Genomic DNA, 15,188 nt, shown 5'->3' on the forward strand with positions numbered 1-15,188 from the left:
ATGAAGCTGCGCTTGTTCGTCCTCGCCCTGCTCGCCCTGCTGCCGCTGACGGCCTGCGCGTCCTCCAATGCGCCGGTGGAGGGTGAGGACTACGACGTCATCGCCGGCGGCCAGCCCTTCGCCCCGCTCACAGGCCAGCAGAAGGTCGAGGTGGTCGAGGTGTTCGGCTATGTCTGCATCCACTGCGCGCATTTCGAGCCGCAGTTCGAGGCCTGGCAGAAGCGGCAACCGGCCAGCGTGCGGGTGACCTCGGTGCCGGCGGCGTTCGGCGGCTACTGGATCCCCTACGCCAAGGCGTTCTACGCCGCCCAGCAGCTGGGCGTGCTCAAGCAGAGCCACGCGGCGGTGTTCAGGGCCCTGCACGACAGCCATGAGCTGCCGATCCAGAACGCCAGCGACCAGGAGATCGCCGGGTTCTACGCGCGCTTCGGGCCCGACCCGGACAAGTTCGCCGCGGCCATGGAATCGCCGCAGGTCGCCGCGCAGCTGGACAAGGCGCGCGCCTTCGGCATGGCCAGCGGCATCCGCGGCACGCCGACCCTGGTGATCAACGGCAAGTACCGCATCACCACGGTCGACCCGGACGACGTGCTGAAGGTCGCCGACTTCCTGATCAAGCGCGAACTGGCCGCCGCCAAGTAACGCGCACATCCCTTCTTTACGTGCGCGGCGGCACCATGCCCCGCGCGCCCGCCCGCTTCTTCGCCTGCTGCTATGGAGTCGCACCGACCATGAAGACCCGTTTCGCCCTGGCCCTGGTGGCCCTGTTGCCCGTGCTGGCCGCCTGTTCCAAGGAGGACGCCTCCGCGGCGACCGCCGCGAGCACGCCCGCCGCTTCCGCCCCGGCCGCCTCCGCGCCAGCCGCCCCGGCTGCGACCGACACCAGCGCCCCCGCCGCCAGCGCGCCGGCCGAGGCCGCCGCCCCCGATGCGCCCAACAACAATCCGATCGTGCCGCCGCAGGGCCCGGCGCCGGTGGAAGGTACCGACTACTCGGTGATCGCCGACGGCCAGCCCTTCGAGCCCGCCGACGGCAAGATCGAGGTGGTCGAAGGCTTCAACTACATCTGCCCGGCGTGCGCGCAGTTCGAGCCCGGCTTCAACCAGTGGAAGGCCAAGCAGCCGGCCGACGTGAAGGTGGTCTACGTGCCGGCGCAGTTCCGTCCGGACTTCCGCGAGTACGCCAAGGTCTACTACGCCGCGCAGGCGCTGGGCATCGAGAAGAAGAGCCACGACGCGATGTTCAAGGCGATCCACGTCGACCACGCGCTGCCGGGCGAAGGCGAGCCTTTCGACGCGGACAAGGTGGCCCAGTGGTACACCCAGTACGGCGTCACCGCCGACCAGTTCAAGCAGGCCATGGCCAGCTTCGCGGTGGCCGGCAAGCTGAGCAAGGCCAACCAGTTCCTGATGCGCGCGCAGATCCCCGGCACGCCGGCGCTGATCGTGGGCGGCAAGTACCTGGTCAAGGGCCGCTCGATGGCCGACATGCTGCGCATCACCGACCACCTGATCGCCAAAGAGCGCCAGGCCGCCAAGTAAGCCGATGACCGAAGTGTCCCCCGATGCACGCCGGCTGCGGATGTTGAGCGCCAACATCCAGGCCGGCTCCAGCACGCGCCGCTACAGCGACTACTTCACCCGCAGCTGGTCGCACGCGCTGCCGGTGGGCGCCAAGCGCAGCAGCCTGGACGCCATCGCCGACCTGGCCGGCGGCCATGACATCGTCGGGCTGCAGGAGGCCGATCCGGGCAGCCTGCGCTCCGGCTTCACCAACCAGACCCACTATCTGGCCCAGCGCGCCGGCTTCCAGTACTGGAGCCACCAGCCCAACCGCAACGTGGCGCGCGTGGCCGGCAGCGCCAACGGGCTGCTGAGCCGGCTCGAGCCGGTCAAGGTGGCGATGCACCCGCTGCCCGGGCGCATCGCCGGGCGCGGCGTGCTGCTGGCGCATTTCGGCAGCGGCGAGGAAGGCCTGGTGGTGGCGGTGGCGCATCTGTCGCTGGGCAACGGCTCGCGCCGCCAGCAGTTGGGCTATATCGCCGAGCTGCTGGCCCCGCATCCGCATGCGGTGCTGATGGGCGACTTCAACTGCGTGCCGACGGTGCCGGAAATGGACCTGCTGTACGAGCGCACGCACCTGCGTCCGCCGAGCTTCTGCGTGCCGACCTTCCCCAGCTGGAAGCCGGCGCGCGCGATCGACCACATCCTGGTCACCGACCAGCTGGCCCACGCCAATGCGCGGGCCGTGCCGGCAGCGTTCTCCGACCACCTGGCGCTGGCGCTGGACATCGACGTCCCCGCGCAGGCGCTGCGGCAGTAGGACTTCTGAATATCCCCCCGGCGGCCCGCCTGTAGAGCGGAGCTTGCTCCGCTGCTCTTCGGCCAGATCATCGGGAAAGCCCCATCGGAGCAAGCTCGGCTGCGTTTCGTTCGGTGTGTGGGGAAAGCCGCAGCGGAGCAAGCTCCGCTCTACAGGTGGGGAGGCGCCGTTGGCGCTCCTTCCAAACCCACGCCCACCGCGGAAATCCGATTCATGCACGCCTGCTTATCATCGCGCGCATGATGCGATCGCTCCTGCTGTTGGCCGTTACCTCGCTGTGCCTCTGCGCGCCCGCCGCCGCGCAGGACCTGGATGCGCAGCGCCCGCTGGTCCGCACCGCGCTGGAGGCCGCCGACCGCGGCCAACCCAGCGATGCGCTGACCAACCCGGCCCTGGCCAGCAGCCCGGTGCGCGGCTGGATCGAGTTCGCCCAGCTCAAGCGCGACATCGACACGCTCGACCCCGCGCGCGCGCAGGACTTCCTGCGCCGCTACAGCGGCCAGCCCGTGGCCAACGCCCTGCGCAGCGCCTGGCTGCCGTCGCTGGCACGACGCAAGGACTGGCCCACGCTGCTGGCCAACTGGCAGCCCACCGACAACCCCGGCCTGCGCTGCGCGCGGCTGCAGGCGCTGTGGGTACAGGGCCGCACCGATGCGGCCTGGGTGAGCGAGGCCCAGGCCCTGTGGCGCGGGGCCAGCAAGTCCCTGCCCGACGGCTGCGACCCGGTGTTCTCCGCGCTGGCCACGCAGGGCCAGCTCAGCGATGCGCTGCGCTGGGAGCGCATCGACGCGGCGGCGGCCGCGGGCCAGACGGGCGTGATGCGCGCGGCGGCCAACGGCATGAGCGCCGGCGCGCGCAGCCAGGTGCTGGCGTATGCGAGCTTCCTCGATGCGCCGGGCCCCCAGGGCCTGGCCTGGGAACCGTCCGACCGCGCCCGCGCCATGGCCACCGACGGCCTGGAACTGCTCGCGCGCAAGGACCCCGACGCCGCCGAAGGCCTGCTGCCGCAGTACGTGCAGGCCCTGGGACTGAGCGAGACCCAGCGCGGCCAGGTGCTCTACCAGATCGCGCTGTGGACGGTGGCCTCCTACCTGCCCGACTCGGCGCGCCGCCTGGCCGCCGTGCCCGCCGCCGCCTACGACGAACGCCTGCACGAATGGCAGGCGCGCGAGGCCATGGCCCGCGGCGACTGGCCCGCGGCGCTGCAGGCCATCCGCGCTATGCCGGCCGGGCAGCGCGGCGATGCGCGCTGGCAGTGGTTCGAGGCGCGCATGCTCGACAAGACCGGCCAGCCCGGCGCGGCCAGGGCGCTGTACGCGCAGGCCGCCCGCACCAGCACCTTCCACGGCTTCCTGGCCGCCGACGTGCTCGACCAGCCCTATGCGCTGTGCCCGCGCGAGCCGCGCGACAGCGCGCAGGCGCAGGCGGCCGTGGCGCGCGACCCCGCGCTGGTGCGCGCGATGGAGCTGTGGAAGCTGGACCGCGCCGCCTGGGCCACCGCCGAATGGAACGACGCGCTGAGCCGCTTCAACGACGATCAGCGGCGCATCGCGGTGGAAGTGGCGCAGCGCAACGGCTGGTTCGACCGTGCGGTGTTCGCCCTGGGCAAGAAGCCGGAGGAGATGCAGCTCTACCGCCTGCGCTTCCCGCTGCACCACGACGCCACCATCCGCACCCAGTCCCAGCGCAATGCGATCGATCCGGCCTGGGTGGCGGCCGAGATCCGCGCCGAGAGCGTGTTCAATCCCAATGCACGCTCGCCGGCCAACGCCCTGGGGCTGATGCAGGTGGTGCCGGGCACCGCCGCCGAGGTGGCGCGGCGCAACGGCATCGCCTACGGCGGCGCGCAGAGCCTGTACGACGCCGACACCAACATCGCCATCGGCGCGGCCTACCTGCGCGAGCTGCTGGGCAAGTACGGCACGCCCTACGTCACCATCGCCGCCTACAACGCGGGCCCGACGCCGACCGCCCGCTGGCAGTCGCAGCGGCCCGGCTTCGACCCGGATATCTGGATCGAGACGATCAGCTACAAGGAAACCCGCGAGTACGTGGCCCGCGTGCTGGCCTTCAGCGTGATCTACGACTGGCGCCTGGGCGGCGACGCGCTGTCGCTGGACGAACGCATGCAGGGCCGGCTGGACGGCAAGCGCAAGCGCTTCGCGTGCGGGGCGCAAACAGGAGTGAGTGAAGAGGAGTGAGAAGTGAGCGAAGACAAGGCATGCTGGCATCCTGGCTCGCCTGAAGCCCTGCCCGCTCCAGTCACTTCTCACTCCTCTGCACGCACTCCTGGGTTCATGAAGACCTATCTCGTCGGCGGCGCGGTCCGCGATGCCCTGCTCGGTCTGCCGCCGGGCGATCGCGACTGGGTCGTGGTCGGCGCCACGCAGGCGCAGATGGAGGCGCAGGGCTTCCGCGCGGTGGGGCGCGATTTCCCGGTGTTCCTGCATCCGGACACGCAGGAGGAGTACGCGCTGGCGCGGACCGAGCGCAAGTCCGGACGCGGCTATCGCGGCTTCGTGGTCGACGCCGACCCGGGCGTGACGCTGGAGGAAGACCTGGGCCGGCGCGACTTCACCCTCAACGCGATCGCGCGCAGTGCCGACGGCGCCCTGGTCGATCCGTATCACGGCGTGGACGATATCGAGGCACGTGTGCTGCGCCACGTCGGCCCGGCCTTCGTCGAAGACCCACTGCGCGTGCTGCGCGCGGCGCGCTTCATGGCGCGCCTGGCGCCGCTGGGCTTCCGCGTCGCACCCGAGACCCTGGCGCTGATGCGGCAGGTCGCCGACAGCGGCGAGCTGGACGCGCTGGTGCCCGAGCGCGTCTGGCAGGAGCTGCGCAAGGCGCTGGCCTCGCCGCGCCCCAGCGCCTTCCTGCGCACGCTGCACACGAGGCCGGCGCGCTGGCGCATGTGCTGCCGGAGGTGGACGCGCTGTACGGCGTGCCGCAGCGCGCCGAGTTCCATCCCGAGGTCGATACCGGCGTGCACCAGGAACTGGTCAGCGACATGGCGGCGCGACTGGCGCCGGGCGATGAGGTGATCGGCTACGCCGCGCTGACCCATGACCTGGGCAAGGCGCTGACGCCGGCGGACGTGCTGCCACGTCACATCGGTCACGAGCAGGCCGGCATCAAGCCGCTGCTGGCGCTGTCGGCGCGGCTGAAGGTGCCGACCGAACATCGCGAGCTGGCGGTGATGGCCTGCCGCGAGCATCTCAACGTGCACCGCATCGACGAGCTGCGCGATGCCACCGTGCACGATCTGCTGGCGCGCTGCGACGGCTTCCGCAAGCCCGCGCGCATCGCTCAACTGGCCCTGGTCTGCGAATGCGACAAGCGCGGACGCGCCGGCAGCGCCGAAGACGCCTATCCGCAGGGCGAAACGCTCAAGCGCCTGCATGCGGCGGCCTGCGCGGTGAGCGCGCGCGATGTGGCCACCGAAGGCCTCAAAGGCCTGCAGATCGGCGAGGCCGTGCGCAAGGTGCGCATCGCGGCGATCGGCGCCGCGCGTTCGACGGGCGGCTGAGCCCGGCGCGGGCGCCTAGGCCCCGTCCCCCACTCGTCGCGACCCGGCGGGCGCGGACGGCAGACTCAATGCCCGTTGTAGCGGGCCGAGAAGCGGCCGTCCTCGACCTGTAGGAACGGCCCCTGCTCGCCGCCGCCGGTCAGCCTCAGCCGACCGGAGAAGGTGCCTTGCACCCCGTCGGCATCCATGGCCGTCACGGTCATCACGAAGCTGGCGCCGTCCATGGCATCGCCGGTGTAGGTCGTCGTCCCGCTGGGCGTCTGCACGTAGTACGACGCATAGAGCTGATCGACGCCGCTGCGATAGGTCCCTGGCTTCACCTCCGGCGCCACGAGCTGGAACATGAAGCCGGGCGACGACGGATCGTCGTCCAGGTGTCCGCCGACCGACACGAAATGCACCGTCGGCTCGGACGGCGGATCGTTGGCGCCCAGATGCTTGTCGAAGCGCAACGGCTTGCCTTCCAGTGTCAGCGTCAGGGACTGCTTGGGGGCACCGCCGCCGCAGGCGGACAGCAGCCCGACGAGTCCCGCGGTGAGCAGGAGGAATCGACCTGTGTTGATCGGCATCGCGGAGGTCCTTCTTCGCCCATGGCGTCCATGTCTTCCAAGCTTGGCCGAGACGGCCGCGCCGCTCAAGCTTCCCGCCGCTCCATGGCCGTCAGGAACGCCACCAGCGCCGGCGAGCGTGGGCGGTTGGCCAGCTCCAGGCGATAGAGCGGACGCTGCAGCGCCGGGCCGGGCGGCAGCGCCAGCGCGCGCAAGCGCCCGACCGCGATGAGATCGGCGACCACCGCGGCCGGCAGGATCGCTACGCCGTCGCCGGCGGCCACCGCTCGGGCGATGGCCTCGTTGCCGCCGATCTCCAGCGTGCGCGCCGGCACGATGCCGCGCGCGGCCAGCAGCGACTGGGCGACCTCGCGCGTGCCCGAGCCGGCCTCGCGCACCAGCCAGCGCTGCGCGGCCAGCTGCCGGGCGCTGGCCCGGCGCTGCGCGCCCAGCGTCGAGGCGGTGGCGACCACCGCCTGCAGCGGCTCGTCGCGCCAGCGCGTGGCCAGGATGCGTTCGTCGTGCGGCGGGCCTTCGACGAAACCCGCGTCGATGCGGCAATCGATCAGCGCCTCGGCGACCTCGCCGGTGTTGCCGACCACCAGCGCGCTGTCCAGCTGCGGATGGCGCGCGGCATGGCGCGCGAACGCCTCGGCCAGCCAGTACGCCGCCACCGTGGTGCTGGCGCCGATGCGCAGGCCGCCGCGCCGCAGCCCCACGCGCTCGCGCACTTCCTCCAGCGCCGCGCGTTCCAGCGCGAAGATGCCGCGCGCGTGGCGATACAGCGCCTGGCCGCTCTCGGTCAGGCGCACGCCGCGGCCGCCGGAGCGGTCGATCAGCGGCAGGTCCAGCTGATGCTCCAGCTCGCGCAGCGCCTTGGACACGGCGGACTGGCTGACGAACAGTGCCTCGGCCGCGCGCGAGAAGCCGTCGTGTTCCACCACCGCGGCGAAGACGCGCAGCAGGTGCAGATTCAGGCCATGAGCTGAATTCATGGAAATCGGAGAATGATGTATTGGACGCATCCTAGCCTTGAGCCGAGCATGGCGCATCCTTCAAGGCCACTGACGCGTCATGTCCGGTTCCACGTTTCCGCACCCGCATTCGCTCACGCTCGGCACGCGGCCCGGCCCCTGGCCCGGACTGCTGCTGGCGCTGGGCATCGCGCTGGCGGGCATCGGCCTGGCGCAACTGCCGTGGATGCAGCACGCCGGGCTGGGCGCGCTGACGCTGGCGATCGTGCTCGGCATCGTGCTGGGCAACAGCGTGTTCCCGGCCATGGCCGCGCAGGCCGGAGCCGGCGTGGATCTGGCCAAGGGCACGCTGCTGCGCGCCGGGATCGTGCTCTACGGCCTGCGCGTGACCTTCCAGGATCTGATGGGCGTGGGCCTGGCCGGGCTGGCGGTCGATGTGGCGGTGGTGGCCGGCGTGTTCGGCGCGGCGACGTGGTTGGGCACGCGCGTGCTCAAGCTGGATCGCCAGAGCGCCATGCTGATCGGCGCCGGCAGCGCGATCTGCGGCGCGGCTGCGGTGCTGGCCACCGAGCCGGTGCTCAAGGCGCCGGCGCACAAGGTGTCGGTCGCGGTGGCCACGGTGGTGGTGTTCGGCACGCTGAGCATGTTCGTGTATCCGCAGCTGGCGCCGTATCTGCCTCTGGACGCGCATGCCTACGGCCTCTACGCGGGCTCGACCATCCACGAGGTCGCCCAGGTCGTGGTGGCCGGCCGTGCCGTCGGCGAGGCCGCGGCGAACGCGGCGGTGATCGAGAAGATGCTGCGGGTGATGCTGCTGGCGCCGTTCCTGCTGGCGCTGGGGGCGTGGCTGCGCCGCGGTCGAGCGCGCGCCGATGCGGAGGCGATACCGCTGACCATTCCGTGGTTCGCACTGGGCTTCGTGGCGATGGCCGGCTTCAACTCGCTGCAGCTGCTGCCGCCGTCCGTGGTCGCGGTGGCCAACGGCCTGGACACGCTGCTGCTGGCCATGGCGATGGCGGCGCTGGGGCTGCGCACGCAGTGGGGAGCGATCCGGCAGGCCGGCGCCAAGCCGCTGCTGTTGGCCGCGCTGTTGTGGGGGCTGTTGCTGGTAGGCGGCTATGCGCTCAATCGTGGGGTGATGTTGCTGTTGGCATAGCAGTGGCTTGCGCAGCCGCGGTTGGCTTCGGCTGTTCCCGCTTTTGAGCAGACGCGGGCAAGTGTGGGAGCAACGCGCTTGCAGCGCGCCAAGTGCAAAGGCAGAGGCAAAGGCCACTGCGTCGCCGCTACACCTTGATCACGATCCCCTTCCGCTCCATCGCCTTCGCGATGCCCCACCACAGCCCGGTGAACGCCAGGCCGAACGCCAGCGATGGCGCATACGACCCGAACTTCGGCGTCATCCAGCCCGCGAACCCGATCCGGTAGATCGCCTCCCATGCCCCCACCGCGTACAGCAGCAGGAACATCAGCGCCGAGCCCGCGTAGACCGTGATCGCGTTGATGCCCAGCGACCGGCCCAGCGCCGGCCAGCCGTGGCGATCGATGAGCTGGTGGAACAGCCACAGCACGGCCATCGCCCAGCCCGCCGTCCACAGCACGAACGAGGGCGTCCACAGGTTCTTGTTCCAGGGCAGCACGGCCGACCACAGCCAGCCGACCATCAGCCCGGCCAGGGCGCCCGGCAGCAGGCGATGGGCGCGGCCGCGGCGCAGCCAGCCGCCGGCGTGCAGGCCCAGCAGGGTGGTCACGAGGGACGGCAGCGTGGACAGCAGGCCTTCGGGATCGTGGCCGCGGCCGGTGGCCGGGTCGAGCTCGTACACCAGCGGCCCCAGCAGTGCGGTGTCCACGCGGCTGACCAGATTGGTCCACGGCGCATAGCCGCCGCCGAAGGCCAGCAGCGCCCAGTAGCCCAGCAGCAGCCCCGCGGCCAGCAGGCCCAGCCAGGCGCGCGACCTGGGCAAGGTGGCCAGCCAGCCGACCACGAAGAAGCAGATCCCGATCCGCTGCAGCACGCCCCACGGGCGGAAGTGCGGCTTGTCCAGCAGCCACCACGCCAGCAGGTTGATCGCCAGGCCGATGCCGATGATGCGCAGCGCGCGCACCGCAATGCTGCGGCGGATCGGTGCGGGATCGGCGCCGGCCTCGATGCGCGGCACGATCCCCAGCGCGATCGACACGCCGACGATGAACAGGAAGAACGGGAACACCAGATCGGTCGGCGTGCAGCCGCTCCACTCCGAGTGCAGCAGCGGCGCGTACACATGCGCCCAGTCGCCCGGGTCGTTGACCAGCAGCATCAAGGCCACCGTCAGCCCGCGCAGGGCGTCGACCGAGGCGAAACGGCGGGTGGCGGGGGCGTTCATGGCGCTGCAGTGTCGCTCAGAGCGAGGGTTTCCCGCCAATCCAGGTCTCGACCACGCGCAGGTCCTCGTCCAGCGCGACCAGGTCGGCGCGCAGGCCCTCGGCGATCGCGCCGCGCTCGTGTTCCAGCCGCAGGAACTGCGCCGGGTACAGCGTCGCCATGCGCAGCGCCTCCTCCAGCGGCAGGCCGAGCAGGTGCACGGCGTTGCGCACCGCGCTGGCCATGTCCAGCGCGGAACCGGCCAGCGAGCCGGCGGCGTTGCGCACCACGCCGTCGACGGCGGTGATGGTCTCGCCATACAGGTCGAAGCTGGGGCGCTCGTCGCCGACCATCGGCATGGCATCGGTGACCAGCACCAGCTTGCCGCGCGGCTTGGCCGCCAGGGCCACGCGCAGGGAGGCCGGGTGCACGTGCACGCCATCGACGATCATCCCGCACCAGCTGTGCGGATCTTCCAGCGCCGCGCCGACCGCGCCGGGCTCGCGGCCCTGCAGCGGGCTCATCGCGTTGTAGAGATGGGTGAAGCCGCGCAGGCCGGCGTCCAGCCCGGCGCGCACCTGTTCGTAGCTGGCCGCGGTGTGCCCGGCCACCACGATCGCCCCGCGCGCGACGAGCGCGGCGATGCGCTCGGGGCCAATGGCCTCCGGCGCCACCGTCATCAGGGTCAGGCCGTTGTCCAGCGCGGTGACCATGGCGATCTCCTCATCGCCGGGCACGCGGAACTGCTGCGCGTCGTGCGTGCCCTTGCGCGCCGGCGCCAGGTACGGCCCTTCCAGGTGGATGCCGAGCACGCCGTCCACGCCGTCGGCGATGGCCTGGCGCGTGGCGGCGATGGCCGTGTCCATGACTTCGGCGCGGTCGCTGATCAGGGTCGGCAGGAAGGCGGTGGTGCCGTACTTGCGATGCGCGCGGCCGATGCGGTCGATGCCTTCGGCCGTGGGCGTGTTGTTGAACAGCACGCCGCCGCCGCCGTTGACCTGGATGTCGATGAAGCCCGGCGCCAGCCAGGCGCCGCCAAGATCGCGCAGATCCTCGGTGAAGGCCTTGGCGCCGGCGCGGTCGGTGATCGCGGCGATGCGGCCGTCGCGCACCACCACGGCGCCGTCCTCGATCAGGCCCTGCGCGGCGAACACCCGCGCGTTGACCAGGGCAAAGATGCTCATACGGTTTCGGTGACCTTGTTCAGATGCGGCGGCACGTCGGGGTTATGGCCGCGCGCCAGGGCCAGGGCGTTGATCGCCTTGTAGAAGCTCTGGATGGTCAGCAGCGGCGCGCACGCCGGATGCGGCACCTCCACCAGCGGCAGGTCGCCATCGTGCGTGGCGGCCACCCACACCTGCGCGCCGCGGGCGCGGAACTCCCTGGCCAGCGTCAGCATGCCGGCCTCGGTGCCATCGGGCTGGGCGAAGCACAGCACCGGGAAGCCCGGGCCCACCAGCGCCATCGGCCCGTGCTTGACCTCGGCCGAGCTGTAGGCTTCGGCATGCAGGCCGCAGGTCTCCTTGAACTTCAGCGCCGCCTCCTGCGCCGCGGCCAGGCCCAGGCCGCGGCCGAGCACGAACAGGTTGTGCGCATCGACCAGGCCCTCGGTGACGCTGGACCAGTCCGCGTCCCAGGCCTGGCGCAGCGCGCCGGGCAGCGCGTCGAGCGCGGCCAGCAGCGCCGCGTCCTGCGACCAGTGCGCGGCCAGCTGCAGCAACGCGGCCAGCGAGGCCAGATAGCTCTTGGTCGCCGCGACCGACTTCTCCGGGCCGGCGCACAGCGGGATCACCACCTCGGCCAGCTGCGCCAGCGGCGAATCCTCCACGTTGACCAGCGCCACCACGCGCGCGCCGGCGGCCTTGGCCGCCTCGGCGTTGCGCAGCAGGTCCGGGCTCTTGCCGGACTGGGAGATGACGATGAACAACGCGCCGGCCAGTTGCAGCGGCGCGCCGTAGACCGAACCGATCGACGGCGAAGCCGAGGCCGTGACCACGCCGAGCTGGGTCTCGAACAGATACTTGCCGAAGGTCGCGGCATGGTCGGAACTGCCGCGCGCGCAGGTGGCCACGAACGGCGGCGGGTTCTGCCGCAGCGACTGCGCCAGCGCCACCACCGTGGCGTGATTGCGGGCGAACTGGGCGGCGACCACCTGCGCGGTGGAGGCGGCTTCGTTGTACATCAAGGTGTCGGCCGGGGCCGGCAGCGAAACGTCGGACGTCATGGGATCAGGTCTTGGACTCGGCGCGCGAAGGGCGCATGGGAGCGGTGGAACCGCGCACGACCAGCTGCGGCGTGAAGCCCTGGTTGTGCATGGCGATGGGGGAGTCGTCGTAGGCGTCCTGGCGCAGGCGCGCGATCAGCAGGCGCGCGGCGTGCTTGGCGATGTCCTCGGTGGCCTGCTTGGCCGTGGTCAGCGCCGGCCAGGACTGCTTGGAGAACGGGCTGTCCTCGAAGCCGGCGATGGACAGGTCGTAGGGCACGTTCATGCCGGCCGACTTGGCCGCGGCCAGCACGCCGGCGGCGATCTCGTCGTTGGAACCGAAGATCGCCGTGGGCGGCTCGCGCAGCGCCAGCAGGCGGCGCGCGCCGCGGAAGCCGTCGTCGAAGGTGTAGTCGCCCGGCACCACCAGGTGCTTGTCCAGGGTGATGCCGTAGTCCTTCAGCGCCTGCTCGTAGCCGGCGTAGCGTTCGGTGGACGAGCGATGCGCCGGCCCGCCCATCAGGAAGCCGATGCGCTGGTGGCCCAGCTGGATCAGATGCTCGGTGATCTCGTAGGCCGCGTCGCGGTCGTCCACGTAGACGCACGGCGGGCCCTCGCCCGGGTCTTCGGTGGCGGCGATGATGCGCACCAGCTGCACGCCGCGCGCGGTGAGCGTGGCGATCAGCTCGGGCCGCTCGGACATCGGCGCGGTCAGCACCAGCCCGGCCAGGCGCGAGCGCTGCACGAACTCGGCCAGCTCCTCGGCCAGCAGCGGCGAGGTCGAATCGCAGGGCTGGATCTGCAGGCCGAAGCCGGTCTCGCGGCACGCCGCCAGCACGCCGTTCTGCACGCCGATGATGTGGTACGGGTTGGGGTTGTCGTAGACCAGGCCGATCACGAACGGCGTGCCGCTGCGCAGGTTGCGCGCGGACGGGTCGGGCTCGTAGTCCAGTTCGGCGATGGCGCGCAGCACGCGCTGGCGCGTGGCCTGCATGACCGAAGGCTCGTTGTTGATCACGCGCGAGACCGTCTTGAGCGAGACCTTGGCCCGCTCGGCGACGTCCTTGATGGTGGGTCGGCGCATGTGCTGGCTCCTGCGTCAGTCCGGAAGAAGGGGCAGCGGGCTCAGCGCGATCCGGCGCCGTGACCGACGCGGTAGCCGCGCACGGCGAAGAACAGGATGTACAGGTAGCAGGGCACGGCCAGGCACGCGAACACCACCTGGAAATCGGCGTGCTGCTTGAGGATGGCGAAGCCCTGCGAGAGCACCGCGCCGCCGGCGATGCCCATCACCAGCAGCGCCGAGCCGGTCTCGGTGAATCGGCCCAGGCCCTTGATCGCCAGCGGGAAGATCGCCGGCCACATCATCGCGTTGGCGAAGCCCAGCGCGGCCACGAAGCCCACCGACACATAGCCGTGGGTCAGCAGCGCGCCCAGCGCGAACACCACGCCCAGCACCGCCGACATCGCCAGGTAGGCCTGCTGCGAGAGCAGGCGCGGGATCGCCACCAGCCCGGCCAGATAGCCCAGCAGCATCGCGCCCAGGGTAAAGGAGGTGAAGAACTTGGTCTCGTCCAGCGGCAGGCCGAAGCCGTTGCCGTAGGTGCCGATGGCATCGCCGGCCAGCACTTCCACGCCGACGTAGCAGAACAGGCACAGCACGCCCAGCAGCAGGTGCGGGAACTGGAAGATGCTGCCGCGCGCCACACCGCTCCTGGCGGCCACCTCGGCGTTGGCCTCGCTGCCGCGCAGCTCGGGCAGCGGCGAGAACAGGATGCCCAGCGCCACCACCACCAGCACGCCGGCCATGGCCAGGTAGGGGCCGTGGATCTTGGCGGCGAACGCATCGAGCAGCTGCTCCTTGGTGGCAGGGTCGGCGGCGGCCACCTGGGTGGCGATGTCGCCCACGCCGTGCAGCACCAGCGAGCCGATCACGATCGGCGCCAGGATGCCGGCCACCTTGTTGCAGATGCCCATCAGCGCGATGCGGCGCGCGGCGGTCTCGATCGGCCCCAGGATGGAGATGTAGGGATTGACCGCCGTCTGCAGCATGGCCAGGCCGCCGCCGATCACGAACAGCCCCGACAGCGCGCCGGCGTACCAGCGATGGGTGGAGAACTGGCCGAACATCGCCGCGCCCACCGCCATCAGCCCCAGGCTCAGCGCCAGGCCCTTCTTCATGCCGGTGAGCTTGAGCACCGCCGCGGCCGGCAGCGCCAGCAGGAAGTAGGAGATGTAGAAGACGAACACCACCAGGAACGCCTTGACCTCATCCAGGTCGAAGGCCAGCTTGACGAAGGTGATCAGCGGGCCATTGATCCAGGTGAAGAACCCCATGATGAAGAACAGCAGGCCGGTGATGGCCAGCGAGGTGGCGAAGCGTTTGCTCTGGTCGGACGACATGGACGCGCAACTCCGAAGGTTCGATGGTGAGAGCGTGCTGGGGGGATGACACCCGCCGCGCCCCGGACACGCCCGGGCGCGGCGGACGGGTTCAACGTCGCAGTTCGGCGACGAAATCGTAGAAATCGTTGTGGCAGTAGGTGTCGGTCAGCTCGATCGCGCTGCCGTCGCGCGCGTAGCCCACGCGCACCACGTGCAGGATCGCGTCGCCCTCGCGCATGTCCAGGTAGCCGGCCATGCGCGCACTGAGGTTGATGGCGCGGAAGTACTGCAGCGCGCGCACCACCGGCGTGCCCTGCGCATCCAGGTAGGCGTAGAGCGAATCGCCGATCTGCGCCGGGTCCGGGACGATGCGCTCGGGCAGCACCGCCTGCTCGTAGGCCATCACCCGGCCGTCGGCGCTGCGCAGGCGGGTCAGGGTGGCCACGGTGGACTCGGGCGACAGGCCCAGGCGGATCAGCTCCTCGCCGTGGGCCGGGCGCAACCGGCGCTCCAGCCAGCGCGTGCCGGGCTCGTAGCCCTTGATGCGCAGGGTCTCGCTGAAGCTGGTCAGGCCGCTGAGCTGGTGCTGGATGTGCGAGGTCACGAAGGTGCCGGCGCCCTGCCGGCGCGTGACCAGGCCCTGGTCGACCAGCACGTCCACGGCCTGGCGCAGGGTGACCCGCGAGATCTGCAGCGCCTCGCACAGGTGGCGCTCGGGCGGCAGCGCCTCGCCGCTCTTCCAGCGTCCCTCGCGCACGCTGTCGCCCAGCTTGGCCGCCAGCTGCAGATACAGCGGCGTCGGCGCCTCGGCATCCAGGGTCAGGGCGTCGATGCGGGCGTCTCCTTCGGACTTGGTGTTGGCCATGCGCCGTCCCGCCGTCAAATT

At 71.1% G+C, this 15,188-nt stretch carries 13 protein-coding genes and 1 pseudogene; 6 read left to right on the forward strand and 8 right to left on the reverse strand.

Going from position 1 to position 15,188, the window contains the following annotated elements:
* The 5 genes and pseudogenes from QE438_RS12580 to QE438_RS12600 all read left to right on the forward strand — a co-directional run bounded on the left by QE438_RS12580 (position 1) and on the right by QE438_RS12600 (position 5,851).
* Positions 1–642 (forward strand): thiol:disulfide interchange protein DsbA/DsbL, encoded by a 642-nt coding sequence (locus QE438_RS12580; protein WP_306995210.1) that lies wholly within the window; start codon positions 1–3, stop codon positions 640–642.
* A gap of 89 nt (positions 643–731) precedes the next feature.
* A complete protein-coding gene (locus tag QE438_RS12585; RefSeq protein ID WP_306995208.1) occupies positions 732–1,541 on the forward strand; it encodes a thiol:disulfide interchange protein DsbA/DsbL in 810 nt (269 codons plus the stop codon).
* 40 nt (positions 1,542–1,581) lie between these two features.
* Positions 1,582–2,322: an endonuclease/exonuclease/phosphatase family protein gene (locus tag QE438_RS12590; RefSeq protein ID WP_130525215.1), complete on the forward strand. Its 741-nt coding sequence runs from the start codon at positions 1,582–1,584 to the stop codon at positions 2,320–2,322.
* A gap of 239 nt (positions 2,323–2,561) precedes the next feature.
* Positions 2,562–4,523 carry a transglycosylase SLT domain-containing protein gene (locus QE438_RS12595; protein ID WP_306995206.1) on the forward strand — a complete coding sequence of 654 codons (1,962 nt, stop codon included), beginning with the start codon at positions 2,562–2,564 and terminating at the stop codon, positions 4,521–4,523.
* Between the two features lie 96 nt (positions 4,524–4,619).
* Positions 4,620–5,851 (forward strand): annotated as a pseudogene (locus QE438_RS12600) (multifunctional CCA addition/repair protein).
* A 65-nt stretch (positions 5,852–5,916) separates the two neighbouring features.
* Here the strand turns inward: QE438_RS12600 and QE438_RS12605 are convergent.
* Positions 5,917–6,420 carry a hypothetical protein gene (locus tag QE438_RS12605; protein ID WP_306995202.1) on the reverse strand — a complete coding sequence of 168 codons (504 nt, stop codon included), beginning with the start codon at positions 6,418–6,420 and terminating at the stop codon, positions 5,917–5,919.
* 65 nt (positions 6,421–6,485) lie between these two features.
* On the reverse strand, positions 6,486–7,394 hold the full coding sequence (locus tag QE438_RS12610) for a LysR substrate-binding domain-containing protein (RefSeq protein ID WP_306995200.1): 909 nt from the start codon (positions 7,392–7,394) through the stop codon (positions 6,486–6,488).
* 79 nt (positions 7,395–7,473) lie between these two features.
* Here QE438_RS12610 and QE438_RS12615 point away from each other — a divergent pair, with 79 nt between their 5' ends.
* The gene (locus tag QE438_RS12615) at positions 7,474–8,529 is read left to right on the forward strand and encodes a putative sulfate exporter family transporter (RefSeq protein ID WP_307184137.1); all 1,056 of its coding nucleotides are present in this window, start codon (positions 7,474–7,476) and stop codon (positions 8,527–8,529) included.
* A 127-nt stretch (positions 8,530–8,656) separates the two neighbouring features.
* Here QE438_RS12615 and QE438_RS12620 read toward each other — a convergent pair whose 3' ends face one another.
* The 6 genes from QE438_RS12620 to QE438_RS12645 all read right to left on the reverse strand — a co-directional run bounded on the left by QE438_RS12620 (position 8,657) and on the right by QE438_RS12645 (position 15,134).
* On the reverse strand, positions 8,657–9,736 hold the full coding sequence (locus tag QE438_RS12620) for a heparan-alpha-glucosaminide N-acetyltransferase domain-containing protein (RefSeq protein WP_306995198.1): 1,080 nt from the start codon (positions 9,734–9,736) through the stop codon (positions 8,657–8,659).
* Between the two features lie 16 nt (positions 9,737–9,752).
* Entirely contained in the window at positions 9,753–10,898 is a 1,146-nt protein-coding gene (nagA, locus tag QE438_RS12625; protein WP_130535430.1) for an N-acetylglucosamine-6-phosphate deacetylase, read from the reverse strand.
* Positions 10,895–11,938: an SIS domain-containing protein gene (locus tag QE438_RS12630; RefSeq protein ID WP_130521698.1), complete on the reverse strand. Its 1,044-nt coding sequence runs from the start codon at positions 11,936–11,938 to the stop codon at positions 10,895–10,897. Before QE438_RS12630 ends, nagA begins: the two co-directional genes overlap by 4 nt.
* 4 nt (positions 11,939–11,942) lie before the next feature.
* Positions 11,943–13,001: a LacI family DNA-binding transcriptional regulator gene (locus QE438_RS12635; RefSeq protein WP_130521697.1), complete on the reverse strand. Its 1,059-nt coding sequence runs from the start codon at positions 12,999–13,001 to the stop codon at positions 11,943–11,945.
* Between the two features lie 41 nt (positions 13,002–13,042).
* A complete protein-coding gene (locus QE438_RS12640) occupies positions 13,043–14,320 on the reverse strand; it encodes a sugar MFS transporter (protein ID WP_306995193.1) in 1,278 nt (425 codons plus the stop codon).
* A 91-nt stretch (positions 14,321–14,411) separates the two neighbouring features.
* The gene (locus tag QE438_RS12645) at positions 14,412–15,134 is read right to left on the reverse strand and encodes a GntR family transcriptional regulator (RefSeq protein ID WP_306996326.1); all 723 of its coding nucleotides are present in this window, start codon (positions 15,132–15,134) and stop codon (positions 14,412–14,414) included.
* Positions 15,135–15,188 lie beyond the last annotated feature (54 nt).

This window comes from Pseudoxanthomonas sp. SORGH_AS_0997 (assembly GCF_031453535.1).
Taxonomy (GTDB): Bacteria; Pseudomonadota; Gammaproteobacteria; order Xanthomonadales; family Xanthomonadaceae; genus Pseudoxanthomonas_A; species Pseudoxanthomonas_A winnipegensis.

Bases quoted from the DNA above. Each gene is read 5' to 3' on its own strand.
- QE438_RS12640 (WP_306995193.1), bottom strand. From the start codon at position 14,320: ATGTCGTCCGACCAGAGCAAACGCTTCGCCACCTCGCTGGCCATCACC.
- QE438_RS12610 (WP_306995200.1), bottom strand. From the start codon at position 7,394: ATGAATTCAGCTCATGGCCTGAATCTGCACCTGCTGCGCGTCTTCGCC.
- QE438_RS12585 (WP_306995208.1), top strand. From the start codon at position 732: ATGAAGACCCGTTTCGCCCTGGCCCTGGTGGCCCTGTTGCCCGTGCTG.
- QE438_RS12580 (WP_306995210.1), top strand. From the start codon at position 1: ATGAAGCTGCGCTTGTTCGTCCTCGCCCTGCTCGCCCTGCTGCCGCTG.
- QE438_RS12615 (WP_307184137.1), top strand. From the start codon at position 7,474: ATGTCCGGTTCCACGTTTCCGCACCCGCATTCGCTCACGCTCGGCACG.
- QE438_RS12630 (WP_130521698.1), bottom strand. From the start codon at position 11,938: ATGACGTCCGACGTTTCGCTGCCGGCCCCGGCCGACACCTTGATGTAC.
- QE438_RS12635 (WP_130521697.1), bottom strand. From the start codon at position 13,001: ATGCGCCGACCCACCATCAAGGACGTCGCCGAGCGGGCCAAGGTCTCG.
- QE438_RS12595 (WP_306995206.1), top strand. From the start codon at position 2,562: ATGATGCGATCGCTCCTGCTGTTGGCCGTTACCTCGCTGTGCCTCTGC.
- QE438_RS12620 (WP_306995198.1), bottom strand. From the start codon at position 9,736: ATGAACGCCCCCGCCACCCGCCGTTTCGCCTCGGTCGACGCCCTGCGC.
- QE438_RS12590 (WP_130525215.1), top strand. From the start codon at position 1,582: ATGTTGAGCGCCAACATCCAGGCCGGCTCCAGCACGCGCCGCTACAGC.
- nagA (WP_130535430.1), bottom strand. From the start codon at position 10,898: ATGAGCATCTTTGCCCTGGTCAACGCGCGGGTGTTCGCCGCGCAGGGC.
- QE438_RS12605 (WP_306995202.1), bottom strand. From the start codon at position 6,420: ATGCCGATCAACACAGGTCGATTCCTCCTGCTCACCGCGGGACTCGTC.